The 24,180-nt window shown below is 69.2% G+C and carries 23 protein-coding genes; 14 read left to right on the top strand and 9 right to left on the bottom strand.

Annotated elements, in window-relative coordinates; all coding sequences use genetic code 11:
* Window positions 1-92: 92 nt before the first annotated feature.
* A complete protein-coding gene (locus WG923_RS02470; protein WP_340349320.1) occupies window positions 93-1,202 on the bottom strand; it encodes a M14 family metallopeptidase in 1,110 nt (369 codons plus the stop codon).
* Window positions 1,178-2,374, bottom strand: a complete 1,197-nt coding sequence (locus WG923_RS02465) for a M20 aminoacylase family protein (RefSeq protein WP_340349319.1) — start codon at window positions 2,372-2,374, stop codon at window positions 1,178-1,180. Before WG923_RS02465 ends, WG923_RS02470 begins: the two co-directional genes overlap by 25 nt.
* An 84-nt stretch (window positions 2,375-2,458) precedes the next feature.
* Here WG923_RS02465 and argE point away from each other — a divergent pair, with 84 nt between their 5' ends.
* On the top strand, window positions 2,459-3,628 hold the full coding sequence (argE, locus tag WG923_RS02460; RefSeq protein ID WP_340349318.1) for an acetylornithine deacetylase: 1,170 nt from the start codon (window positions 2,459-2,461) through the stop codon (window positions 3,626-3,628).
* A 163-nt stretch (window positions 3,629-3,791) separates the two neighbouring features.
* On the opposite strand, the gene WG923_RS02455 is transcribed toward argE, so the two are convergent.
* Complete coding sequence (locus tag WG923_RS02455; RefSeq protein ID WP_340349317.1) at window positions 3,792-4,925, bottom strand: ABC transporter substrate-binding protein; 1,134 nt, start codon at window positions 4,923-4,925, stop codon at window positions 3,792-3,794.
* A gap of 134 nt (window positions 4,926-5,059) precedes the next feature.
* Between WG923_RS02455 and WG923_RS02450 the strand changes: the two genes are divergently transcribed.
* From WG923_RS02450 to WG923_RS02440, 3 genes are read left to right on the top strand one after another with little or no spacing between them, the layout of a single operon-like run.
* Window positions 5,060-7,120 carry a molybdopterin-containing oxidoreductase family protein gene (locus WG923_RS02450; protein ID WP_340349316.1) on the top strand — a complete coding sequence of 687 codons (2,061 nt, stop codon included), beginning with the start codon at window positions 5,060-5,062 and terminating at the stop codon, window positions 7,118-7,120.
* Window positions 7,121-7,137: 17 nt separating this feature from the next.
* A complete protein-coding gene (locus WG923_RS02445) occupies window positions 7,138-8,214 on the top strand; it encodes an aminopeptidase (protein ID WP_340349343.1) in 1,077 nt (358 codons plus the stop codon).
* Window positions 8,207-8,734, top strand: a complete 528-nt coding sequence (locus WG923_RS02440) for a polyhydroxyalkanoic acid system family protein (protein ID WP_340349315.1) — start codon at window positions 8,207-8,209, stop codon at window positions 8,732-8,734. Before WG923_RS02445 ends, WG923_RS02440 begins: the two co-directional genes overlap by 8 nt.
* Before the next feature lie 21 nt (window positions 8,735-8,755).
* On the opposite strand, the gene WG923_RS02435 is transcribed toward WG923_RS02440, so the two are convergent.
* Window positions 8,756-9,010, bottom strand: coding sequence for an acyl-CoA-binding protein (locus tag WG923_RS02435; RefSeq protein ID WP_340349314.1), 255 nt, complete (start codon window positions 9,008-9,010; stop codon window positions 8,756-8,758).
* 56 nt (window positions 9,011-9,066) lie between these two features.
* Here WG923_RS02435 and WG923_RS02430 point away from each other — a divergent pair, with 56 nt between their 5' ends.
* Window positions 9,067-10,488 (top strand): wax ester/triacylglycerol synthase family O-acyltransferase, encoded by a 1,422-nt coding sequence (locus WG923_RS02430; protein WP_340349313.1) that lies wholly within the window; start codon window positions 9,067-9,069, stop codon window positions 10,486-10,488.
* A gap of 129 nt (window positions 10,489-10,617) precedes the next feature.
* Here WG923_RS02430 and WG923_RS02425 read toward each other — a convergent pair whose 3' ends face one another.
* From WG923_RS02425 to WG923_RS02405, 5 genes are read right to left on the bottom strand one after another with little or no spacing between them, the layout of a single operon-like run.
* The gene (locus WG923_RS02425) at window positions 10,618-11,076 is read right to left on the bottom strand and encodes a hemerythrin domain-containing protein (RefSeq protein ID WP_340349312.1); all 459 of its coding nucleotides are present in this window, start codon (window positions 11,074-11,076) and stop codon (window positions 10,618-10,620) included.
* A 41-nt stretch (window positions 11,077-11,117) separates the two neighbouring features.
* On the bottom strand, window positions 11,118-11,891 hold the full coding sequence (locus tag WG923_RS02420) for a hypothetical protein (RefSeq protein ID WP_340349311.1): 774 nt from the start codon (window positions 11,889-11,891) through the stop codon (window positions 11,118-11,120).
* A gap of 22 nt (window positions 11,892-11,913) precedes the next feature.
* Entirely contained in the window at window positions 11,914-12,585 is a 672-nt protein-coding gene (locus WG923_RS02415; protein WP_340349342.1) for a TetR/AcrR family transcriptional regulator, read from the bottom strand.
* Window positions 12,586-12,587: 2 nt separating this feature from the next.
* Window positions 12,588-13,751, bottom strand: a complete 1,164-nt coding sequence (locus WG923_RS02410; RefSeq protein ID WP_340349310.1) for a patatin-like phospholipase family protein — start codon at window positions 13,749-13,751, stop codon at window positions 12,588-12,590.
* Complete coding sequence (locus WG923_RS02405) at window positions 13,748-14,293, bottom strand: phasin family protein (protein ID WP_340349309.1); 546 nt, start codon at window positions 14,291-14,293, stop codon at window positions 13,748-13,750. Before WG923_RS02405 ends, WG923_RS02410 begins: the two co-directional genes overlap by 4 nt.
* Window positions 14,294-14,450: 157 nt before the next feature.
* Here WG923_RS02405 and WG923_RS02400 point away from each other — a divergent pair, with 157 nt between their 5' ends.
* The 9 genes from WG923_RS02400 to WG923_RS02360 all read left to right on the top strand — a co-directional run bounded on the left by WG923_RS02400 (window position 14,451) and on the right by WG923_RS02360 (window position 24,174).
* A complete protein-coding gene (locus tag WG923_RS02400; RefSeq protein WP_340349308.1) occupies window positions 14,451-16,439 on the top strand; it encodes an SDR family oxidoreductase in 1,989 nt (662 codons plus the stop codon).
* Between the two features lie 198 nt (window positions 16,440-16,637).
* Window positions 16,638-17,696 (top strand): dTDP-glucose 4,6-dehydratase, encoded by a 1,059-nt coding sequence (gene rfbB, locus WG923_RS02395; RefSeq protein ID WP_340349307.1) that lies wholly within the window; start codon window positions 16,638-16,640, stop codon window positions 17,694-17,696.
* A 4-nt stretch (window positions 17,697-17,700) separates the two neighbouring features.
* Entirely contained in the window at window positions 17,701-18,603 is a 903-nt protein-coding gene (gene rfbD / locus WG923_RS02390; RefSeq protein WP_340349306.1) for a dTDP-4-dehydrorhamnose reductase, read from the top strand.
* The gene (rfbA, locus tag WG923_RS02385; protein ID WP_340349305.1) at window positions 18,600-19,490 is read left to right on the top strand and encodes a glucose-1-phosphate thymidylyltransferase RfbA; all 891 of its coding nucleotides are present in this window, start codon (window positions 18,600-18,602) and stop codon (window positions 19,488-19,490) included. Before rfbD ends, rfbA begins: the two co-directional genes overlap by 4 nt.
* Complete coding sequence (gene rfbC / locus WG923_RS02380; RefSeq protein ID WP_340349304.1) at window positions 19,487-20,032, top strand: dTDP-4-dehydrorhamnose 3,5-epimerase; 546 nt, start codon at window positions 19,487-19,489, stop codon at window positions 20,030-20,032. The genes rfbA and rfbC overlap by 4 nt, the downstream gene beginning before the upstream one ends.
* Window positions 20,033-20,099: 67 nt before the next feature.
* On the top strand, window positions 20,100-21,389 hold the full coding sequence (locus WG923_RS02375; RefSeq protein WP_340349303.1) for a nucleotide sugar dehydrogenase: 1,290 nt from the start codon (window positions 20,100-20,102) through the stop codon (window positions 21,387-21,389).
* Window positions 21,390-21,402: 13 nt separating this feature from the next.
* On the top strand, window positions 21,403-22,458 hold the full coding sequence (locus WG923_RS02370; RefSeq protein WP_340349302.1) for a Gfo/Idh/MocA family protein: 1,056 nt from the start codon (window positions 21,403-21,405) through the stop codon (window positions 22,456-22,458).
* Window positions 22,458-23,036, top strand: coding sequence for an acyltransferase (locus tag WG923_RS02365; protein WP_340349301.1), 579 nt, complete (start codon window positions 22,458-22,460; stop codon window positions 23,034-23,036). Before WG923_RS02370 ends, WG923_RS02365 begins: the two co-directional genes overlap by 1 nt.
* A gap of 46 nt (window positions 23,037-23,082) precedes the next feature.
* Window positions 23,083-24,174 carry a DegT/DnrJ/EryC1/StrS family aminotransferase gene (locus WG923_RS02360; protein WP_340349341.1) on the top strand — a complete coding sequence of 364 codons (1,092 nt, stop codon included), beginning with the start codon at window positions 23,083-23,085 and terminating at the stop codon, window positions 24,172-24,174.
* Window positions 24,175-24,180 lie beyond the last annotated feature (6 nt).

Genomic DNA, 24,180 nt, shown 5'->3' with positions numbered 1-24,180 from the left:
CCCCCCCCCCCCCCCCCCCCCCCCCCCCCCCCCCCCCCCCCCCCCCCCCCCCCCCCCCCCCCCCCCCCCCCCCCCCCCCCCCCCCCAGGCTCCTAGGCCGCCAGCCCTTCCACCGCCTGCAGCAACGCCTCGCGCGACTGTGCGACCACCTGCTCGCGCCAGGCGTCCGTGTCGGTGTAGAAGGCCTCGAACAGCTGCCGCCGGATCGCATCGGCCAGTGCCGGCGGCGCCTCGGGATGCCGGCGCAGCCACTGTTCCGCGCGCAGCGCCTGGAAGGTCTCCAGCACGGGCCGCGTGCCGTACTCCAGGGCGATGCCGGTGTATTCCGCCTGCGGGCACTCTTCGTACACCGCGCCGAACATCAGCCCCGTGAGGAACGCCGACGTCGAGGAGCCGTCGTAGATGGACGTGACGGGCGTGCGCCCCGCGCCACCCCACCATGCGCTCGCCCGTGCGCTGCACGCGGCGTCCTCGCGGGCGGCGAGGATGCGCTCGCCCACGCCGCTCGGGCCCAGGCCGGTGTGGATGTCGATCCACGCGATGCGGCCCGCGCGGCGGCCGTGCGTGCGCAGCACCTCGCGCAGCGCGAGGTTGCTCCAGCACGGCGCGGTGCCGCCGTAGAACAGGCCGTCGGGGTATTCGTACTGGCCGCGCGACATCACCGCCTGGTAGTAGGCGAGGCCGCGCTCGGCGATGTACTGGCCGACGGCACGCTGGTTGTCCTCCGGCGGCGGCCAGGTGGCCGGCACCAGGATGGGGTGCAGCTCCCGGTAGGCCTCGTTCACGGGCAGGGGCCGCGCGAAATCGTGGAAGTTGCGGTTCAGGTCGACGTTCTCGTGCGTCGTGCGGCCCATGTGCGAGAAGCCATAGGGGTTGAGCGCGTGTACGTAGAGGATCGCCACGCCCGCGTCGGCTGCGCGCCGGCGCAGCTCTTCGTCGCGCAGCGCGGCCACCTGCACGCCGCTGCCGCAGAAGCCTTCGACGCCGTGGCAGCCGCTGGTCAGCACCAGGAGCTTCGCGGCATCGGGAGGGCCCTCCCGCGCGACGTCCATCGCCAGCGGCTCGCCCTGCAGGCCGAGCGCGGGATGCGGCCTGCCTTCGGCCCGCAGGCCGGCATCGGCCGCCGCCCGCAGGAATTTCTGCCGCGCCTCGGCGTAGCTTGCAGCGAAGGCGTCCTTCACGCTGCAGCCTTCGCGAGCCATTCCTCGGCCAGGCGCACCCAGTAGGTCGCTCCCAGGGGAATCAGTTCGTCGTTGAAGTCGTAGCTCGGGTTGTGCAGCGTGCACGGGCCCATGCCGTGGCCGGTGGCGCGGTGGCTGCCGTCGCCGTTGTAGATGAAGGCATAGGCGCCCGGCCTGGCCTGCAGCATGAAGGCGAAGTCCTCCGCGCCCATGGTGGGCTCCTGCACCAGCACGTTGTCCTCGCCGACGATGGAGGCCATCACCTTGCGCGCGAAGGCGGCCTCGGCCGGGGAGTTGACGGTGGGCGGGTAGTTGCGCACGAACTCGAATTCGCAGCCGGCCTCGTGGGCGGCGCACACGTGCTCCGCCACCTGCCGCATGCGGCGCTCGATCAGGTCCAGCACTTCCACGCTGAAGGTGCGCACGGTGCCCTGCAGCTCGCAGGATTCCGGCACCACGTTGGTCGCATCGCCCGCGTGGATCATGGTCACGGAGATCACGCCGGGGTCGATCGGCCGGCGGTTGCGCGTGATGATGGTCTGGAAGGCCTGCACCATCTCGCAGGCGATCGGCACCGGGTCGATGCCCAGGTTGGGCATCGCGCCATGGCTGCCCTTGCCGCGGATCGTGATCCTGAACTCGTTGGTCGACGCCATCACCGGCCCCGGGCTGACGGCGAACTTGCCGACCTGGGCGCCCGGCCAGTTGTGCATGCCGAAGACGGCTTCCATCGGGAAGCGCTCGAACAGGCCGTCGCGGATCATCTCCTGCGCCCCCGCACCCTTCTCCTCCGCCGGCTGGAAGATCACGTGGACGGTGCCGTCGAAGTTGCCGTGCTGCGCGAGGTGCCGCGCGGCGGCGAGCAGCATGGTCGTGTGGCCGTCGTGGCCGCAGGCGTGCATCCTGCCCGGGTGGCGGCTCGCATGCGCGAAGGTGTTGGCCTCGGGCACGGGCAGGGCGTCCATGTCGGCGCGCAGGCCCACGGCGCGGGTGGAAGTGCCCTTGCGGATGGTGCCGACCACGCCGGTCCTGCCCAGCCCCCGGTGGATCGGGATGCCCCATTCGGTGAGGCGCGCCGCCACCAGGTCGGAAGTGCGGGCCTCCTGGAACGAGAGTTCGGGATGGGCGTGCAGGTCGCGGCGCACGGCCACCATGGACGCGGCTTGGGTGACGATGGAATCCAGGAGCTTCATGAGGGCGGGAGACTGCGAAAGGGAAAACGAGTCTACCGGGCGGGCGCGATGCCTGCATGGGGGATATCCGGGACAATGCCCCGCATGCCTGTGACCTCCGTGACACCGCGCGCCCTCGAGCTGGCACGCACCCTGGTCGGATTCAACACCGTGAGCGCCAACTCCAACCTGGCGCTCATCCACTTCATCCGCGACGAACTGGCGCGCCTCGGGGTGACCAGCCGGCTGAGCTGGAACGCGGAGCGCACCAAGGCCAACCTCTTCGCCACCCTGGGCGAAGGCAAGCCCGCCGGCCTGATCCTCTCCGGCCACACCGATACCGTGCCGTGGGACGGCCAGGACTGGTCCATGGACCCGCTGGCGGGCGTGGTGCGCGACGGCCGCCTGTACGGCCGCGGCTCGGCCGACATGAAGGGCTTCATCGCCACGGCGGTCGCGCACGCACCGCTGTTCCTCGAGGCCGACCTGCCGTTCGCCATCCACCTGGCCTTCAGCTACGACGAGGAGGTCGGATGCTTCGGCGTGCGCGAGCTGATCGCCGACCTGCGCGAGGCGGGCATCGCGCCGCTGGCCTGCATCATCGGCGAGCCGACCAGCATGGTGCCGGCCATCGCGCACAAGGGCGTGTACCGCTACCGCTGCTGCGTGCGCGGCAAGGAGGCGCACTCCTCGCTGACGCCGCAGTCGGTCAACGCCATCGAGATGGCCGCGCGGGTGGTCGGCCGCGTGCGCGACATGGCGGAAGCCTTCGAGCGCGAGGAGCCGCGCTACGCGGGCTTCGACGTGCCCTTTTCCACGGCCAGTGTCGGCCAGTTCCACGGCGGCATCGCCGACAACGTGGTGCCGCGCGACGCCGAGTTCCGCTACGAGTTCCGCGACCTGCCCACCGCCGACGCGCGGGCGATGCAGGAGCAGGTGGTGGCCTATGCACGTTCGCTGGAGCCGGCGATGCGCCAGGTGGCGCCCGAGACGGGCTTTCGCTTCGAGACGATCTGCGAGATTCCCAGCTTCCTCGGCTCCGCCGACGACGCGGTGACGCGCCTGGCGATGGGCCTGGCCGGCGAGCAGCGCACGACCCAGGTGGCGTTCGGCACCGAGGCCGGCCTGTTCAAGAATGCCGGCATCCGCACCGTCGTGTGCGGCCCCGGCAGCATCGCGCAGGCGCACCAGCCGGACGAGTACGTCACGCTGGAGCAGCTGGCGCGCTGCCAGTCGTTCATGGAAGGCCTCGCGAAGGTGCGGGAGCTCGGGTGAGGTCGAAAAACGAAGACAGGACGCAGAGGACGCAAAGGGCGCAGAAAAGTCAGGAAAGAGGAAAGTAACAAACGGCCGTCCCTTGCCTTTCCTTCTTTCTGACTCTTTTGCGTCCTCTGCGTACCCTTTGCGCCCTCTGCGTCCGGCTGTCCGGTTTCTGCCTTTAGGTTCGCACCCGCCCGTCGCCCGTGAGCATCGACAGCTCCACGAATTTCGACGCCACGTGGTCGGCCGCCGAGAAGGTGACGTTGAAGCCGCCGAAGTCCTCGTTGCCGATCGCCTCCAGGCCCGCGATGAGGCCGTCGCGCGTGGGCTTGCCGGCGCCGGCGCGGCGCAGGCCGTCGATCATCACCCGGGCCGCGAGATAGCCCTCCATGCTGGAGAAGTTGGCGTGGTAGCCGGCGCCGCCCTTCTTCACCGCCTCGATGAATTCGCGCGTGATCGGCTTCGCCGCGCTGTAGGGGGAGGGCACGACCTGCGACACGACGACGCCGGCGCCGTCCTTGCCCAGTTCGTCGGCCAGCGCCTGCGTGCCCACGAAGGACACGTTGTAGAAGGTGCCGCCGTAGCCTGCGGCCCGCGCCGCGCGGATGAATGCGGCGCAGGACTTGTACGCGCTGATCTGCACCACCGCATCCGGCTGCGCGGCCACCAGCGTCTTCACCGCCTGGGCCACGTTCACGGAATTGCGCTCCACCGTGGCCTGCGCCACGGGCTTGAGGTTCTGCGCCGCCAGCGCGAGCTGCACGCCGTCGAGTCCCGCCTTGCCGTAGGCGTCGTTCTGCCAGAACACGGCGATCTTCTTCAGGCCCAGGGACGTGAGCTGCCTGACGATCAGCGCCGTCTCGTCGTTGTACGAGGCGCGCACGTGGAAGGCGTAGCGGTTGAACGGCTGGCGCAGCCCCATGGCGCCGGTGAAGGGCGCGAAGAAGGGCGCCTTGGCGGCGGTCGCCAGCGGCAGGGCCGCCAGGCTGGTGGGCGTGCCGATGTAGCCGAACAGCGCCAGCGGATCGTCGGCCAGCAGCTTCCTCGTGTTCTCGGCGCACCGGTCCGGCTCGTAGCCGTCGTCCAGGCGCACCAGCTCGATGGAACGGCGGTGGACGCCCCCCTGCGCATTGAGCTGTTCGAAGCACAGCCTGGCGCCCTGGTGGAACTGGATGCCGAGCTGGGCGGCGGGGCCGGTGAAGGGAGCGGACTGGGCCAGCAGGATGCGATCTCCCTGTGCGCGCAGGCCGGGCGCGACGACAAGGGCCGCCGCGCCGGCGACGGCGCGGTGGAAGGTACGGCGGTTGAGCATCGGGCGATTCTCCCGGCGCGCGCCTGTCGGATGCCTGTCGCGGGACCGTGAATGGCTAGTGCATTTCCCTAAGAGTTTGGGGTGCGCGGGGCGCGCGGGCGGCAGAGCGTGACGCAGTGCACGAAAATCGCGGGATGGCTGCTTCCTCCCCCGACTCCGGCGCCCGGGCCCAGCAGGTGCGCGGCGCCTGCCCGCACGACTGCCCCGACACCTGCGCGCTGGTGACCACCGTGCAGGACGGCATCGCCATCCGCGTCCAGGGCAATCCCGCGCATGCGGCGACGGCGGGCGTGCTGTGCAACAAGGTCTCGCACTACCCGGAACGCACCTACCACCCCGAGCGGCTGCTGCAGCCCCTGCGGCGGGTCGGGCCCAAGGGCTCGGGCCGCTTCGAGCCGGTGGCCTGGGACACGGCGCTGGACGACATCGCCGCGCGCCTGCAGGCCATCGCTGCGCGCGATCCGCAGGCCATCCTTCCCTACAGCTACTGCGGGACGATGGGACTGGTGCAGGGCGAGAGCATCGCGGCGCGCTTCTTCCACCGGCTCGGCGCCTCGCTGCTCGATCGCACGATCTGCGCGTCGGCGGGCGCCGAGGCGCTCACGCAGACGCTGGGCGGCAAGGTCGGCATGAAGGTGGAGTTCTTCGCCGAGGCGAAGCTGATCCTGGTGTGGGGCAGCAACTCGATCGCCAGCAACCTGCACTTCTGGCGCCTCGCGCAGGAGGCCAAGCGCCACGGTGCGAAGCTGGTGTGCATCGACCCGCGCCGCAGCGAGACCGCCGAGAAGTGCCACGAACACGTGCAGCTGCTGCCCGGCACGGACGCCGCGCTGGCGCTGGCGCTGATGCACGAGCTGGTCGCCAACGACTGGCTGGACCACGACTACATCGCGCGCCACACCCTCGGCTTCGAGGCGCTGCGCGAGCGCGCGCTGCGCTGGACGCCCGAGCGCGCGGCGGCCGTCTGCGGCGTGCCCGCGCAGCAGATCCGCGACCTGGCGCGGGATTACGGCACGACCAGGCCGGCCGCCATCCGCCTGAACTACGGCATGCAGCGCGTGCACGGCGGCGGCAATGCCGTGCGCGCGGTGGCCTGCCTGCCGGCCCTGACGGGCGCCTGGCGCCATCGCGCCGGCGGGGTGCTGCTTTCCAGCGGCGGCTTCTACCCGGCCGATCGCGCGGCGCTGCAGCGGCCGGACCTGCTGGCCGGGCGCCAGCCGCGCACCATCAACATGGTGCAGGTCGGCGACGCGCTGCTGCATGCCGGCTCGGAGCAGTTCGGACCGCGCATCGATGCGGTGGTCGTCTACAACAGCAACCCGGTCGCGGTCGCGCCGGAGTCCGGCCGCGTCGTGCGCGGCTTCGCGCGCGAGGACCTGTTCACCGTCGTCATCGAGCAGTTCCGCACCGACACGGCCGATTACGCGGACTACCTGCTGCCGGCGACGACCCAGCTCGAACACTGGGACATCCACGCCTCCTACGGCCACACCGACGTGCTCCTGAACCGGCCGGCGATCGCGCCGCTGGGCGAGGCGCGCCCCAACACGCAGGTGTTCCGCGAGCTGGCCGCGCGCATGGGCTTCGAGGGCCCGCTGTTCCGCGAGAGCGACGAGAGCCTGTGCCGGCTCGCCTTCGGCGGGCAGGTCGATTTCGACCTGCTGCTGCAGCAGGGCTTCGCCAGCCTGGACGTGCCGGAGGCGCCGTTCGCCGACGGCGGCTTCCCGACGGCCTCCGGCCGCTGCGAATTCTTCAGCGAGCGGCTTGCGCGCCAGGGCGTCGACGGCCTGCCGGACCACGTGCCCAACTACGAAACGCCGGGCAGCTCCGCCCAGTACCCGCTGGCCATGATCTCGCCGCCGGCGCGCAACTTCCTCAATTCCAGCTTCGTCAACGTGCGCAGCCTGCGCGACATCGAGGGCGAGCCGATCCTGGAGATCCATGCCGACGACGCCGCCGCGCGCGGCATCCGCGATGCGCAGGTGGTGCGCGTGTTCAACGACCGCGGCGAGTACGTGTGCAAGGCCCGTGTGTCGCGCCGCGCGCGTCCGGGCGTGGTCAACGGGCTGGGCATCTGGTGGCGCAAGTTCGGCCTGGCTGGCACCAATGTCAACCAGCTCACCAGCCAGAAGCTCACCGACATGGGCCGCGCGCCCGTGTTCTACGACTGCCTGGTCGAAGTCCGGCCGGCGTGAGGAAGAAGGCTTACCTGATGGGCGTGGCAGCGGTGGCAGGGGTGGCGGTGGCGGCGACGCTGTGCCTGTCCGGCTGTGCGAACCTGGGCTACTACTGGCAATCGGTCACCGGCCACCTGAAGATCATGGGGGCCGCGCAGCCGGTCAAGGAGCTCGTGGAGCAGGAGTCGATCACGCCGCGCCTGCGCCAGCGCCTGCTGCTGGCGCAGCGCATCCGCGCATACGCCAGCCGCGAGCTCAAGCTGCCGGACAACCCGAGCTACACGCGCTACGCCGACCTGCATCGCAGTGCCGCGGTCTGGAACGTGACGGCGGCGCCGGCGTATTCGCTGGAACTCAAGACCTGGTGCTTCCCGGTGACGGGCTGCGTCGGCTACCGCGGCTACTACGACGAAGGCAAGGCGCGCGCCGAGGCTGCGGAGCTGGCGCAGGAGGGCTACGAAGTCAACGTGTATCCCGTCACCGCCTATTCGACGCTGGGCTACATGAACTGGGCCGGCGGCGATCCGCTGCTCAATACCTTCGTGAACTACCCGGAGGGCGAGCTGGCCCGGCTGATCTTCCACGAGCTGGCGCACCAGGTGGTCTATGCGAAGAACGACACGACCTTCAACGAATCCTTCGCCACGGCGGTGGAGCGCCTGGGCGGCGCGCGCTGGCTGCAGACGCACGCCACCGAGCAGGCGCGCCAGGACTACGCGGCCTTCGACGGCCGGCGGCGCATGTTCCGCGAGCTCTCGCGCCGCGTGCGCGAGCAGCTCAAGGCGCTGTACGAGACGCCCGGCCTGGCGCCCGCCGCCCAGGCCGAGGGCAAGCGCCGGATCATGGAGCAGTTCCGCGCCGACTACGAGGCGATGAAGGCGCGCTCGGGCTTCGATGCCGCGGTCTGGCGCGGCTACGACCGCTGGGTGCGCGAGGCGAACAACGCCTTCTTCGGCGCCCAGGCGGCCTACGACGAACTGGTGCCTGCGCTGGAGGCGCTGTTCCATTCCGGGGGCGACGACTGGCAGCGGTTCTATGATGCGGCCCGGCAGCTGGCGAAGCTGTCCAAGGAAGAACGGCACCGCAAACTCAAGGAGATCCCGGTTGGCTGACATCCACATCGTCCGCGCGCACGCGCTGGGGCTCGAGCACGCGCGCAAGCTGGCGTTCCGGTGGGCCGAGGTCGCGGAGAAGAAGCTGGACATGGAGTGCACCTACACGGAGGGCCGCAGCTCCGACCTGGTGAGCTTCCGCCGCCCGGGCGCGCATGGCGAGCTGAAGGTGACGGCGCACCGCTTCGAGCTGAGCGCCCGCCTGGGACTGCTGCTCGGGGTGTTCAAGCAGAAGATCGAGACCGAGATCGTGAAGAACCTCGACCACCTGCTGGAACACGAGGACCCGCTGCACGCCTTCGAGCACGGGCTGGCGAAGCACGAGGGGCGCCACGAGGCGAAGCACGCGCCCAGGCACGCCAAGCCGCACCACGAGGCGCACGAGGCGCACCACGAGGCGCACAAGGCGGCGCACCACGAGGCGCACAAGGCGGCGGCGAAGCCGGCCACCGAGGCGCACAAGGCGGCGGCGAAGCCGGCGACCAAGGCGAAGACAGCGCCGGCGAAGAAGGCGAAATAGCCGCTCGGAGGACGACGGCGATCAGCTCAGCGAGTTGATCAGGTCCACATACTGCTGCTTGGCAGCTTCGCTCGAGGTGCCCTTGCAGGCCGCCCACGCGTCCCATTTGGCGCGGCCCACCATGTCGCCGAAGCCGGGCTTCTTCTCGGTGTTGTCGCCCGCCGTGGCCTGCTTGTACAAGCCGTAGATCTTCAGCAGCGTGGCGTTGTCCGGGCGCTCGGACAGTTTCCTGGAATTCGCGACGGCGGCTTCGAAATCCGCGTTCAGATCGGCCATGGATGCTCCCCGGGTGGAATCCGGTTATCTTAAGCGGGGCAACGAGGAGAGGCGCGATGGAGCTGGCGGGCGAAAGCATGTCCAAGGTCGATACGGCGTGGCTGCGCATGGATTCGGCCAGCAACCTGATGCTGATCATGGGCGTGTGGACGCTGCGCCCGGGCATCGGCTGGCGCGACCTGTGCCGGCGCGTGCAGGAGAGGCTCCTGCCGTACGACCGCTTCCGCCAGCGCGTCGACGAGCATGGGGGCTGGACCCGCTGGGTGGAGCACGAGGTCGACATCGCGCAGCACGTGGTGCGCGAGAAGCTGCCGCGCACCAGGGGCGGCCCGCAGGTGGCCCTGCAGAACCGCATCGGCGAGCTCGCGATGCAGCCGCTGGACCACGGCCGGCCGCTCTGGCAGATGCACCTGGTGGAGAACTACGACGGCGGCAGCGCGCTGATCTTCCGCATCCACCATTGCATCGCCGACGGCATCGCGCTGATGCGCGTGACCCTCTCGCTGGTCGACGGCGGGCAGCCGCCGCCCCGCAGGAAGGCCGCCGGCGCGCGCGATGCGCCCGAGGACTGGCTGGCCGAGAGCCTGGTCAAGCCGCTGGCGGCGGTGGTGCTGAAGATGCTGGAGGCAGCCGGCGACGGCGCGGTGCGCTCCTTCTCGCTGCTGCAGCAGCCGGGGCGCGGCGTGAAAGGCTCGCTCGACCTCGCCCAAGGCGCGTGGCAGCTCCTGTCGGACGCCGCGGCGCTGCTGCTGATGCCGGACGATTCACCGACCCGCCTGAAAGGCAAGCCCGCCGGCACCAAGCGCGTGGCCTGGTGCCCGCCGCTGCCGCTGGCCGAAGTCAAGGCGATCGGCAAGGCGCTCAATTGCTCGGTGAACGACGTGCTCCTCAGCTGCGTGGCGGGCGCGATCGGCCAGTACCTGAAGGCCCAGGGAGACGACGTGGCGGGGGTGGAGATCCGGGCGATGGTGCCGGTCAACCTGCGCCCGGCCGAACAGGCGCACCACCTGGGCAACCATTTCGGCCTGGCGCCGCTGGTGCTGCCGGTGGGCGTCGAGAACCCGATCGAGCGGGTGTACGAGGTGCGCCGGCGCATGGATGCCCTCAAGGGCAGCACGCAGCCGCTGCTGGCCTTCGCGGTGCTGGCGCTCGCGGGACTGCTGATCAAGCCGGCGCAGGACACGATCATGGACCTGTTCCGCAGCAAGACGACGGCGGTGATGACCAACGTGCCGGGGCCGAGCGGCCAGCTCTCCTTCCTGGGCTCCCGCATCGAACAGATCATGTTCTGGGTGCCGCAGTCGGGCGACATCGGGCTGGGCGTGTCCATCCTGAGCTACGCCGACCACGTGCAGTTCGGCGTGATGGCGGACACGCAGCTGTGCCCGGACCCGCAGCAGGTGATCGAAAAGTTCGCGCCGGAGTTCGCGAAGCTGTCGCTCGTGACGCTGATGCTGCCGTGGGGGGATGAGGGCTGAGGAGGAATCGGACTGCCGGAAGCAGAGGACGCAAAGGGTACGCAGAGAACGCAAAGAACATCCTTTGAATGGGATTCCTTTTGCGTCCTTTGCGTACCCTTCGCGTCCTCTGCGTCCGGATTCCGGTTTTCAAGCCTCCTGCTTGATCCGCAGCGTCGTGAACTCCGCCTCGTAGTCCTTGGCGAGCTGCAGCTTCTGCTCCTCGCTCAGGACTTCGCCCGCCTGCGGGAAGAACTTGTTCTCCTCCTCGCCCAGGTGGTGCTCGATCTTGTCGCACAGCTTCTGGCAGCACTCCTGCCATTCGGCCGCGTGCGGGTCCACCTGCTCGAGGTGTTCCACCATTTCGTCCATCACGTGGTGTTCGGCAATCGCATGCCGCGACAGGTCCACCGATTCGTCATGCTGCATGAGGGGGATGAAGAAGCAGCGTTCTTCGGCCGTTTCGTGCGCGGCCAGTTCCGACTTCAGCTCCTCGAAGACGTGCTGGCGCTCCTCGGTCGCGGGCTTGCTCGCGAGCAGGCGCGCGTAGAGCTCGCGCTGCGTGCGGTGGCTGACCAGCAAGGCCTGGAAGATGTTCATGCGATCCATGGGCGCGATTGTTGCGCCGCGAAAAGGACGAGCCTGTAGGCCTAGGTCGCCAGTTCCGAGCGGGCGAGGTCCACGTCCAGCCGCTCCTTCGCATCGAGCGGCTGCAGCGCCGCGGCCTGCTGGTACAGGCGGGTGGCTTCCTTCAGCTTGCCGTCGCCTTCGAGCATCACGAGCCCGTTGGCGTACTCGATCAGCGCGATCGGCGAATGCGGGTGGATGCGCAGGCCTTCCTGGAACATCTTCAGCCCGGTCTCCTTCTTCGCGCCGTAGGTCATGCCGCCGATCAGGGTGCCGACCTTGTCGATCACTTCGGCATGGAAGGCGCCCAGGGCGATGTGCGCGTCGGCATGGCGGGGCTGCAGCTTGATCGTGCGTTCCAGCGCCTCCTTGACGCGGCTGCCCAGCCCCTGCGCCAGCGCCTTGGCCACGCTGATGCCCTGGCTGTAGCGGCCCAGCGCGTAGGCCTGCCAGTACCAGGAGCCGGGACACTCAGGATGCGCCGATGCGTGCTGCTGGGCGCGCTGCGCGGCTTCCTGGAAGATCGCGAGGCGCGACTTCTCCCTCTTCTCGAGGTAGTTCGCGTAGATGCAGGCGGCCTTGTTGGCCACGGTGGTGCCGGCCTCGCCGGCCGCCAGCCCCGCTTCCATCGCGCGCTGGAACTCGCCGTTGTGGAACAGGACCCAGGCCTGCAGCACGCGCGCATCGGTGGGCAGGGGTTCGGCGTCCCCTGCATGGAGGCGATGCCATTCCCGCGTGAGGCTGGAGGTGTCGTACTGGTATTCCCCCAGCTGCGGGAAGGCCGTCCACTTGGCCATCTGTGTCTCCCGGTGCCTGCGCTCAGCCTCCCGGTGCGGTGCCGGCCTCGTAGGCGCCGGCGAGGTGCAGCAGGTGCGCCCGCTGCGCAGGTTCCAGATAGGGTACCAGCAGATGGAGGACGTGGTGGGCGCCCCGCAGCAGGGCCTGCTGGGCGCCTTCCGGCTCGAGCGCGCGGCGCGGGTCGCGCACGTATTCGTAACTCAGCCAGTAAGTGATCACCACCACCATGTTGGTCGCGGTGGCCTCGACCTGGCGCGAATCGATTTCCATCGCGCCGGTGCGGCTCATGCCATCGAGCAGGGCGCGGATCGCGCGCGTCTTGTTCTTCAGGACGGCCTGGAATTCGGTCTCCAGGCGACGATTGCGCGAGAGCAGGTCGTTCAGGTCGCGGTACAGGAAGCGGTATTGCCAGATGCGCTCGAACAGCGTATGCAGGAAGAACCAGGCGTCCTCCACGTCGCGCACGCCGCCGGCGGCATTCAGCAGCTCACCCAGCGACTTGTCGTAGCGGTCGAACAGCGAGTTGATCAGCTCGTCCTTCGCCGGGTAGTGGTAGTAGAGGTTGCCGGGGCTGATGTTCAGCTCGGAGGAGATCAGGGTGGTGGAGACGTTCGGTTCGCCGAAGCGGTTGAACAGCTCGAGCGTCACCTCCAGGATGCGTTCGGCGGTCCGGCGCGGCGCCTTCTTCGTCATGGTCACGCGCGCTGCAGCGCGGAGTGGAGTTCGTCCAGCACGCCGCCCAGGCGGTCGAGCGCCGGCGCCAGCCGCCGCGGTTGCGGCACATCGACCAGGTGGCGCCCGCCTTCGTGCAGGACGTCGGTGCGCAGGGCGATGCCGTGCCGCGCGAAGGTGACGGCAAGCTGCGGCGCCTGCGCGCGCAGCCACGCGCGCGTGCGCTGGTACGCGTGCTCGGCGAGCGCGCGCCGCTGCGCATAGCCGAAGGGGTGCGCCTGCTGCATCACCGCGTCGTGCGCCTGGGGCTCCAGCAGCACGATGTCGGTGTGCGGATAGGCCTGCGCGTAGTGGCGCATGCCCAGCGCCAGGCGCGAGTGGATCATGGTGCGGATCGCCTGCCCGAGCAGCGAGGCGAGTCCACCGGCGGCGGTGCCGGGCAGGTCGAACGGGACCAGCGGATTGAGGCACAGCACCAGGTCCACCCCGCCCTGCAGCGCCACCGAGGCGTGCAGTGTCTTGGTGAGCGCGCCGTCGACGAACTGGCGGCCCTCGATCTCCACCGGGGGGAACAGGCCGGGCAGGGCGCAGGTGGCCTGCACCGCGCGCGAGATCGGCACGTGGTCCCAGCCGGCGCCGCCGAAGGCCACGGCGCGGCCCTGGTCCACGTCGGTGGCCACCAGGGTGAGACGGGTGGCGAGCGTGCGGAAATCGTTGCTGCGGCCCGGCCGCGAGAACACGCCCGACAGGCGTTGGTGGATCTCGTCGGAGGAAAACAGCCCCGCGGGCAGCAGCGCGGCAAGCGGCTCCAGCGCATGCAGCAGCGGTTCGCGCCGCACCGTGGCGCGCCAGGCGCTCGTCGCGACGAGCCAGGGCAGGCGCGCCGCGCGGTGCAGGTACTCGCCCCAGGCCGGGACCGTGAGCCAGGCCGGATCGAACACGTCGCCGGCATCGCCGCGGTTCTCGATGAAGGAAGCGCACATCGCGCGCGGGGCGATCCCGTTGGCCAGCCCCGCCGCGATGAAGCCGCCGGCGGACACGCCGATGTAGTGGTCCAGGCGCGTGAGGTCCACGCCTGCCAGGGATTCCTCCAGCGCGCAGAGGGCGCCGATCTCCCAGATCGCGCCCAGCGGGCCGCCACCAGCGAGCGCCAGCGCAACGCGCGGCGCCGCCCCGGTGGCTTTCACTCGCGCGCGGCCTTGCGGGCCGGCGAGCGCTTGCGCGTCGCCTTCGCGACCGGCCGCTTCACCGCCTCCGTGCGCGCCGCCGTCGTCTTGCGGGCCGCCTTGCGCGCCGCCACCTGGCCGCCGCCCATCGAGGCCACCGTGCGGTTCAGCTCGTCGATGCGGGACATCAGCTGGTCGATCTCGCGCGAGGTGGGCACGCCCAGCTTCTTCAATGCGCGCGACACGCGCTCCTCGAAGATGGTTTCCAGCTTGTCCCACTGGCCCGAGGCCTTGTTGGACAGGTCGCTGGCCATCGACGCCATGCGGCTCGTCGCGTCCGTCAGCTTCTCCCCGGCCGCGACCTGGGTGCGCTTCTGGATCGTGATGCCTTCCTTCACGAGCGCCTGGAACACCTTGCCGCCTTCGGCCTGCGCCTTCGAGAAGGCGCCCAGGCCCGCGAGCCAGATCTGCTGCGCGGATTCCTTGACGGTGCCGGCCAGGTCGGGCGATTCGCCCGGCGCCGCGCCTGCTTCCTCGCTGGTCTTCCTGAGTTTCGTGACCATGTGCATCTCCTTAGCGTGGCTGTCAAAGCTACTTTAGCTCCGCCGCGGCGATTTTGTAGACGAAGTGCACTAAATGGAGGACCCCCCGTGGGGATGGGCCGGCGGCCCGGCCTGATGCAGAATTCCCCGGACACCAGGCAACGCAAGGAGGACGGGCATGCACTACTTCGTGACCGGCGCGACGGGCTTCATCGGCAGGCGCTTCGTCAAGCGACTGCTGGAACGCAAGGGCGCGGTGGTCCACTTCCTGATCCGGCGCGAAAGCGAGGGCAAGGTCCAGGCGCTGCGCGAATGGTGGGGCGTCGGTGCCGCGCGGGCGGCGCCGGTGTTCGGCGACCTCACGCAGGACCAACTGGGTGTCGCGGCGGAGGACATCCAGCGGCTGAAGGGCGAGGTGCAGCACTTCTACCACCTGGCCGCCGTGTACGACCTCGGCGCCGATGCCGCGAGCCAGGTGGAGGTGAACGTCGAAGGCACGCGCCATGCCGTGGACTTCGCACGGGCCATCGCGGCGGGTCATTTCCACCACGTGTCCTCCATCGCGGCGGCGGGCCTGTACGAAGGCGTGTTCCGCGAGGACATGTTCGAGGAGGCCGAGAACTTCGAGCACCCGTACTTCATGACCAAGCACGAGAGCGAGAAGATCGTGCGCGAGGCCTCGGGGCTGCCGTGGACGGTGTACCGGCCCGCCATGGTGGTGGGCGACAGCCGCACCGGCGAGATGGACAAGATCGACGGGCCGTACTACTTCTTCAAGCTGATCCAGCGCATGCGGCAGGTGCTGCCGGCGTGGATGCCCTCGATCGGCCTGGAGGGCGGGCGCATCAACATCGTGCCGGTGGATTACGTGGTCGCCGCGCTGGACCACATCAGCCACCAGGACGCCATCGCAGGCCGCTGCTTCCACCTGGTGGATCCGCAGGGTTACCGCGTCGGCGACGTGCTGGACATCCTGAGCCGGGCCGCGCATGCGCCGCGCATCGGCCTGTTCGTGAACGCCGCGCTGCTCGGATTCATCCCGCGCGGGATCAAGAAGAGCCTGCTGGCCCTGGCCCCGGTGCGGCGCATCCGGCATGCCGTGATGAAGGACCTGGGCCTGCCCGACGACATCCTCGAGTTCGTCAACTACCCGACGCGCTTCGACGACCGCGAGGCCCGCGCGCTGCTCAAGGGCAGCGGCATCGCCTGCCCGGACCTGAAGGACTACGCCTGGCGGCTGTGGGACTACTGGGAGCGCCACCTCGACCCGGAACTGCACATCGACCGCACCCTGCGCGGCACCGTCGCCGGCAAGGTGGTGCTGGTCACCGGCGGCTCCTCGGGCATCGGGCTGGCCGCGGCCCACAAGTTCGCCGAAGCCGGCGCCACAACCATCATCTGCGGCCGCGACCAGGACAAGCTGGACGAAGCGTGCCGCGAGGCGCAGGCGCGCGGCTACGCCTTCGTGGCCTATCCGGCCGACCTGTCGGACATGGCGGACTGCGACCGCTTCGTGCAGATGGTGCTGGCACAGCACGGCGGCGTGGATTTCCTGGTGAACAACGCCGGCCGTTCGATCCGCCGCGCGATCGAGTCGAGCTACGACCGCTTCCACGACTTCGAGCGCACGATGCAGCTGAATTTCTTCGGCGCCCTGCGCGTCACCATGGGGCTGCTGCCTTCCATGGTGGAGCGGCGCAGCGGCCATGTCGTGAACATCAGCTCGATCGGCGTGCTGACCAACGCCCCACGCTTTTCCGCCTACGTGGCGTCGAAGGCGGCGCTGGACGCCTGGACGCGCTGCGCGGCCAGCGAGTTCCAGGACCTGGGCATCACCTTCACCACCATCAACATGCCCCTGGTGCGCACGCCCATGATCGCGCCCACCAAGATCTACAACAACGTGCCCACGCTGTCTCCCGACGAGGCCGCCGAACTCGTGGTGCAGGCCTGCGTGGAAAAGCCGGTGCGCATTGCGACGCGGCTGGGCACCTTCGGCGAGGTGCTGCACGCGATGCTGCCGCGCGTGGCGCAGATCGGCATGAACACCGCTTTCCGCATGTTCCCCGACTCGGCCGCCGCGGCCGGTGCGAAGGAAGCCGGGAAGGCGCAGTTGTCGGCCGAAGCCGTCGCGGTGCAGCAGATGTTGCGGGGGCTCCACTTCTAGTGTCCTGTCCCGTAAATTCCATGCTGGACCCACTCTGGCCAACCACCGATCATCCCCGCCTGCACCGAACGAGAGCCTGGATATTTGCGGGACAGGACACTAGCCACCCCAGCGCGCCGGGTGTAAGGAGCCACTGACCTGCGGATGCGATAATCATCGGTTCGCCTGGGGCCGCCCGGGCCACAGGGGTGTTTGCGCATGATTCTCGTGACCGGGGGAGCCGGCTTCATCGGCTCCAACTTCGTGCTGGACTGGCTCGCCGCGACCGGCGAGCCGGTGGTGAACCTCGACAAGCTCACCTACGCAGGCAACCTGGAAAACCTGCAGTCCCTGAAAGGCGACGACCGGCACCAGTTCGTGCGGGGCGACATCGGCGACAGCGCGCTGGTGGAGTCGCTGCTGGCGCGCCACCGCCCCCGGGCGATCCTGAACTTCGCCGCCGAATCGCACGTGGACCGCTCGATCCACGCGCCGGGGACCTTCATCGAAACCAACGTGGACGGCACCTTCCGCCTGCTGGAGGCGGTGCGCGCGTACTGGGGCGGCCTGCAGGGCGCCGAACGCGAGGGCTTGCGCTTCCTGCACGTGTCGACCGACGAGGTCTACGGGTCGCTGGGCCCGGGCGAGCCCGCCTTCACCGAGCAGCACCGCTACGAGCCCAACAGCCCCTATTCCGCCAGCAAGGCGGCGAGCGACCACCTGGTGCGCGCGTACCACCACACGTACGGCCTGCCGGTATTGACGACGAACTGCTCCAACAACTACGGCCCCTACCATTTCCCCGAGAAGCTGATCCCGCTGGTGATCGTCAACGCGCTGGCCGGCAAGCCCCTGCCGGTGTACGGCGACGGCCAGCAGATCCGCGACTGGCTCTACGTCGGCGACCACTGCAGCGCCATCCGGCGCGTGCTGGAGGCCGGGCGCGCGGGCGAAACCTATAACGTGGGCGGCTGGAACGAGAAGGCCAACCTGGACGTGGTGCGCACCGTCTGCGCGCTGCTCGACGAACTGGCGCCGCGCGCCTCCGGCAGCTACGCCGAGCAGATCACCTTCGTGAAGGACCGCCCGGGCCACGACCGCCGCTACGCGATCGACGCCCGCAAGCTGGAACGCGAACTGGGGTGGAAGCCGGCCGAGACCTTCGAGACCGGACTGCGCAGGACGGTGCAGTGGTACCTGGCGAACGCCGACTGGGTGAAGAACGTGCAAAGCGGCGCCTACCGGGACTGGATTGCCACGCAGTACGCGCAGGCCTGAACCCGTGAAGATCCTGCTGTTCGGCGCCAACGGTCAGGTGGGCTGGGAGCTGCGGCGCAGCCTCGCCCCCCTGGGGGAGGTCGTGGCCCTGGGCTCGGCGAGCGAGGACGGCCTGGCGGGTGACTTCCTCCAGCCCGAGGCGGTGGCCGCGACCGTGGAGCGCGTGCGGCCCGGCGTGGTGGTGATTGCCGCTGCCTACACCGCGGTGGACAAGGCCGAGAGCGAACCGGATCGCGCGCTCACCGTCAATGCGCTGGCGCCGGAGGCGATCGCGCGGGCCGCGCGGCGCGTGGGCGCACCCGTCGTCCACTATTCGACCGACTACGTCTTCGACGGCAGCGGCAGCCGCCCCTGGCGCGAGGACGACGCCACGGCGCCCCTGAGCGTCTATGGCCGCACCAAGCTCGAAGGCGAGCAGCGCATTGCGGCCGCCCAGCCGCTGCACCTCGTCCTGCGCACCAGCTGGGTGTATGCGGCGCGGGGCGGCAATTTCGCCAAGACGATGCTGCGCCTGGCCCGCGAACGCGAGCGCCTGACCGTGGTGGACGACCAGTTCGGCGCGCCCACGGGCGCGGAGCTGCTCGCCGACGCCACGGCCCACGCGGCGCGCTCCCTGCTGCGCGATCCGGCACTGGCCGGCATCTACCATGTCGCCGCCGCCGGTGAAACAAGCTGGCACGAATACGCGCGCTTCGTTGTTGGTAAAGCGCAGCAAATGGGAGAAGTTGTCAGGGCCGGCCCCTCCGATATCGCCCCGGTGCCGACCTCCGCGTTTCCGACCCCCGCCCGGCGCCCGCATAATTCCAGGCTGGACACCGAGCGCTTCCGCGCGGCCTTCGGCCTGGCGCTGCCCCCGTGGGAACGGGGCGTGGCCCGCATGCTTGACGAAATCCTGGAACGTTCATGACCCGACGCAAAGGCATCATCCTCGCCGGCGGCTCCGGCACGCGGCTGCATCCGGCCACCATCGCGGTGAGCAAGCAGCTGCTGCCCGTGTACGACAAACCCATGGTGTACTACCCGCTCAGCACGCTGATGCTGGCGGGCATCCGCGACATCCTGGTGATCAGCACTCCGCAGGACACGCCCCGCTTCCAGCAGCTGCTCTCCGACGGCAGCCAGTGGGGACTGAACATCCAGTACGCGGTGCAGCCCAGCCCCGACGGCCTGGCCCAGGCCTTCATCATCGGCGACAAGTTCGTCGGCAACGACCCGAGCGCGCTGGTGCTGGGCGACAACATCTTCTACGGCCACGACCTGCAGCCGCTGATGCAGTCGGCCGATGCGCAGCCGGCCGGCGCCACCGTCTTCGCCTACCACGTGCAGGACCCGGAACGCTACGGCGTGGTCGCCTTCGACGCCCAGGGGCGCGCGACCAGCATCGAGGAAAAGCCGGCCCAGCCGAAGAGCCATTACGCGGTCACCGGCCTGTACTTCTACGACAACCAGGTCGTCGACATCGCCAAGGCGGTGAAGCCCAGCGCCCGCGGCGAGCTGGAAATCACGGCGGTCAACCAGGCCTACCTGGAAAGGGGCCAGCTCGAAGTGCGCATCATGCAGCGGGGCTACGCCTGGCTGGACACCGGCACGCACGAGAGCCTGCTGGAGGCCGGCCAGTTCATCGCGACGCTGGAGAACCGGCAGGGCCTGAAGATCGCCTGCCCCGAGGAGATCGCTTGGCGCGCGGGCTTCATCGACGATGGGCAACTGGAGCGCCTGGCGGAGCCGCTGAAGAAGAACGGGTATGGCAGGTACCTGCTGCACGTGCTGCACGAGGGAAGGCAGGCCCGATGAAGGTGACCCGGACGGCGGTGCCGGAAGTATTGCTGCTGGAACCGAAGGTCTTCGGCGACGCACGCGGCTTCTTCCTGGAGAGCTTCAACCGCAAGGTGTTCCGCGAGGCCACCGGCGTCGATGCCGATTTCGTGCAGGACAATCATTCACGCTCCGCCCGCGGAGTGCTGCGCGGCCTGCACTACCAGGTGAAGCAGCCGCAGGGCAAGCTGGTGCGGGTGGTGCGGGGTGCCGTGTACGACGTGGCCGTGGACCTTCGCCGCTCCTCACCGAGCTTCGGCCAGTGGGTGGGCGAGGTCCTGAGCGAGGAGAACCAGCGGCAGTTGTGGATTCCGCCGGGGTTCGCGCATGGGTTCGTGGTGCTGACGGACGTCGCGGACTTTCTTTACAAAGCAACCGATTACTACGCGCCGGAGCACGAGCGGTGCATTGCGTGGAACGATGCAAGCATCGGGATCCGCTGGCCGGATGCCGGCGCGCTGCAGCTTTCCGCGCGGGATGCCGCGGCCGGCGGCCTGGCCGCGGCCGAGCTTTACGAGTAAGGCCGGGCAGCCTGCGATAATCGCGGGCTCGCCGCCAAGGGGGGATGCCCGCAAGGGTTGTTTGAGGATGCAAATGAACAGAAAGATCGCAGTAATCGGGCTCGGCTACGTCGGCCTGCCGGTGGCCGTCGCCTTCGGCAAGACCCACCCCGTCGTCGGATTCGACATCAAGGCTTCCCGGGTCGCGGAACTGCGCGCGGGCAAGGACAGCACGGAGGAAGTCGCTCCCCAGGACCTCGCGGCCGCCGAGATCCGCTTCACCGACCGCGTCGAGGACCTGCGCAGCTGCGACTTCTTCATCGTGGCCGTGCCCACTCCGGTGGATGCCGGCAATACGCCGGACCTGTCGCCGCTGGTGGGCGCCTCGCGCTCGGTCGGCAAGGCGCTGAAGAAGGGCGACATCGTCGTCTACGAGTCCACCGTCTACCCGGGTGCCACCGAGGAAGACTGCGTCCCGGTGTTGGAACGCGAGTCGGGCCTGAAGTTCGGCGTCGACTTCACCGTCGGCTACAGCCCCGAGCGCATCAACCCCGGCGACCGGGAGCACACGTTCACCAAGATCCGCAAGATCGTCTCCGGCTCCGATGCGCGCACCCTCGACATCGTGGCGGAAGTCTACGCATCCGTGGTCACGGCCGGCGTGCACCGTGCCAGCAGTCTGAGGGTGGCCGAGGCCGCCAAGGTGATCGAAAACACCCAGCGCGACCTGAACATCGCCCTGATGAACGAACTGGCGGTGGTGTTCGAGCGCATGGGCATCGACACCATGGAAGTGCTCGAAGCGGCCGGCAGCAAGTGGAACTTCCTTCCCTTCCGCCCCGGCCTGGTGGGCGGACACTGCATCGGCGTGGACCCGTACTACCTGACGCACAAGGCGGAGAAGCTGGGCTACATCCCGCAGGTGATCCTGGCGGGCCGGCGCATCAACGACAACATGGGCCGCTACGTGGCGCGCAGCGCGGTCAAGCAGATGCTGCTGTGCGGCCACGACGTGGCGCGCTGCACCGTCGGCGTGCTGGGCGTGACCTTCAAGGAAAACTGCCCCGACATCCGCAATTCCAAGGTGATCGACATCGTGCGCGAGCTCCAGAGCTACGGCATCAAGGTCGTCGTCTCGGACCCCCATGCCGCGAGCCACGAGGTGGAAGAGGAGTACGGCGTGCACCTGGGAAAGATCGACGCCGACCACCCGGTCGACACGCTGATCGTGGCCGTGTCGCACCGCGAGTACAAGGCGCTGGCGCCGGCCAAGCTGCACGCGATGGTGCGAGGCCCCAAGCCCGTGCTGGTGGACGTGAAGTCGATCTACGACCGCGCCGAGCTCGAAGCCGCCGGTTTCACCGTCTGGCGCCTGTGAAGGCGGTGGTGGCATGACCCAGGCAATCTCCCAGCGGAAGGTCCGCTTCGCCCTCGTCGGCTGCGGCCGCATCTCGAAGAACCACATCGGCTCGATCCGCGAGCACGCGGCCGACGCCGAGCTCGTGGGCGTATGCGACATCGATCCCCGCGCCCTGCAGGCGGCGGTGCGCGAGACCGGCGCCAAGGGCTACGACGACATCGACGCGTTGCTGGCCGACACCAACGCCGACGTCGTGATCCTGACGACGCCCAGCGGCGTCCACCCGTCGCACGCCATCAAGGCGGCGCATGCCGGCTTCCACGTGCTGACCGAGAAGCCGATGGCTACGAAGTGGGAGGACGGACTGCGGATGGTGCGCGCCTGCGACGAAGCCGGCAAGCACTTGTTCGTCGTCAAGCAGAACCGGCGCAACGCGACGCTCCAGCTGCTCAAGAGCGCCGTGGAGCAGAAGCGCTTCGGCCGCATCTACATGGTCACGCTGAACGTCTTCTGGCAGCGCCCGCAGGTGGGCTACTACGACCAGGCGGCCTGGCGCGGCACCTGGGAAATGGACGGCGGCGCCTTCATGAACCAGGCCAGCCACTACGTGGACCTGCTGGAATGGCTGATCGGCCCCATCGAGAGCCTGCATGCCTTCACCGGCACGCTGGCACGCGACATCGAGGCCGAGGACACGGGCGTGCTCTCCTGCAAGTGGCGCAGCGGCGCGATGGGCTCGCTGAACGTCACCATGCTCGCCTACCCGAAGAACTTCGAGGGCAGCATCACGATCCTGGGCGAGAAGGGCACGGTCCGCGTCGGCGGCATGGCCGTCAACGAGATCCAGCACTGGGAATTCGAGGACCAGCGGCCCGAGGACAAGGACGTGCAGAAGGCCAGCTACGAGACGACCAGCGTGTACGGCTTCGGGCACCCGCTGTACTACCGCAACGTCATCGACGTGATGCGCGGCAAGGCCGTTCCGGAGGTGGACGGGCGCGAAGGCCTGAAATCGCTGGAAGTGCTCGTGGCCGCCTACCGCTCGGCGCGCGACGGCCGCCGCGTCAACCTGCCGCTGGAGCTCTGATGGGATACAGCGTGCATCCGTCCGCGATCGTCGACGAGGGCGCGCAGATTGGCGCAGGCTCGCGGGTCTGGCACTTCGTCCATGTCTGCGGCGGCGCCCGCATCGGCGAGCGCTGCTCGCTGGGCCAGAACGTGTTCGTGGGCAACGACGTGCGCATCGGCGACAACGTGAAGATCCAGAACAACGTGTCGGTCTACGACGCCGTGACGCTGGAGGACGACGTGTTCTGCGGCCCCAGCATGGTGTTCACCAACGTGTACAACCCGCGTTCGGCCGTCACCCGCAAGGACGAATACCGCCGCACGCTGGTCAGGCGCGGCGCCACCCTGGGCGCGAACAGCACCATCGTGTGCGGCACGACCATCGGGGAATACGCGTTCATCGGCGCCGGTGCCGTGATCAATCGCGACGTGCCGGCCTTCGCGCTGATGGTCGGCGTGCCGGCGCGCCAGCTCGGGTGGATGAGCCGCTTCGGCGAGCGCCTGCCGCTGCCCCTGGCGGGCGACGGCGAGGCGCGCTGCCCGCACACGGGAGAGCGCTATCGCCTGCGCGATGGCGTCTGCACCCTCGAACAGTGAAGGAAACACAGTGAACGCGATCCTCAAGGAAGCCGCGTCGTCGAAGATCGAGTTCATCGACCTCAAGGCGCAATACCGGGCCCTGAAGACCTCCATCGACGCCCGCATCCACAAGGTGCTGGAGCACGGCCAGTACATCCTCGGCCCGGAAGTGGCCGAGATGGAACAGAAGCTCGCGGCCTACACCGGAGCGAAGCACTGCATCAGCTGCGCCTCCGGCACCGAGGCCCTGCTCATGTCCCTGCTGGCGCTGGGCATCGGGCCCGGCGACGAGGTGATCACCACGCCGTTCACTTTCGTCGCGACGGCGGAAATGATCGTGCTGGCCGGCGCCAAGCCGGTCTATGTGGACATCGAGCGCGACACCTGCCTGATCGACGCGACGAAGATCGTGGCGAAGATCACCCCGCGCACCAGGGCCATCATCCCGGTTTCGCTGTACGGCCAGGTGGCGGACATGGACGCCATCAACGCGATCGCGGCGCAGCACGGCATCGCCGTCATCGAGGATGCAGCCCAGAGCTTCGGCGCCACGTACCAGGGCCGCAGGAGCGGCAACCTGTCGACGATCGGCTGCACCAGCTTCTTTCCGAGCAAGCCGCTGGGTTGCTACGGCGACGGTGGCGCGCTCTTCACGAATGACGACGCGCTGGCCAAGGCGCTGCGTGAGATCCGCGTGCACGGCCAGGAACGCCGCTACTACCACACCCGCATCGGTGTGGGCGGCCGCATGGACACGATCCAGTGCGCCGTGGTGCTGGGCAAGTTGGAGCGCTTCGACTGGGAAGTCGAGCGCCGGCTGGCGCTGGGGGACGCGTACGGGAAAATGCTGCAGGACGCCGGCGCGAAGGCGGGCTTGCTCACGGTGCGGCCGGACCGCGACTGCGTCTGGGCGCAGTACACGGTGTTCGTGGAGAACCGCGAGGCCGTGCAGAAGGCGCTGCAGGCGCAGGGCGTGCCGACGGCGGTGCACTATCCGGTGGCGCTCAACCGCCAACCGGCCTACCGTGACGACGCCTCGGCCGCGGAAACGGTGCACAGCCAGTGGGCGGCGGAGCGGGTGATGAGTTTGCCGATGAGCGCGGACTTGACGATGGAACAGATGGAGCGGGTGGTGGCGGCGCTGGCCGCGGCCTGAGCCCCC

Source organism: Ramlibacter sp. AN1133 (assembly GCF_037890035.1).
GTDB lineage: Bacteria > Pseudomonadota > Gammaproteobacteria > Burkholderiales > Burkholderiaceae_C > Ramlibacter.
Note: the sequence above shows the minus strand (reverse complement) of the source record. Positions and strands in the feature narration are given on the sequence as shown.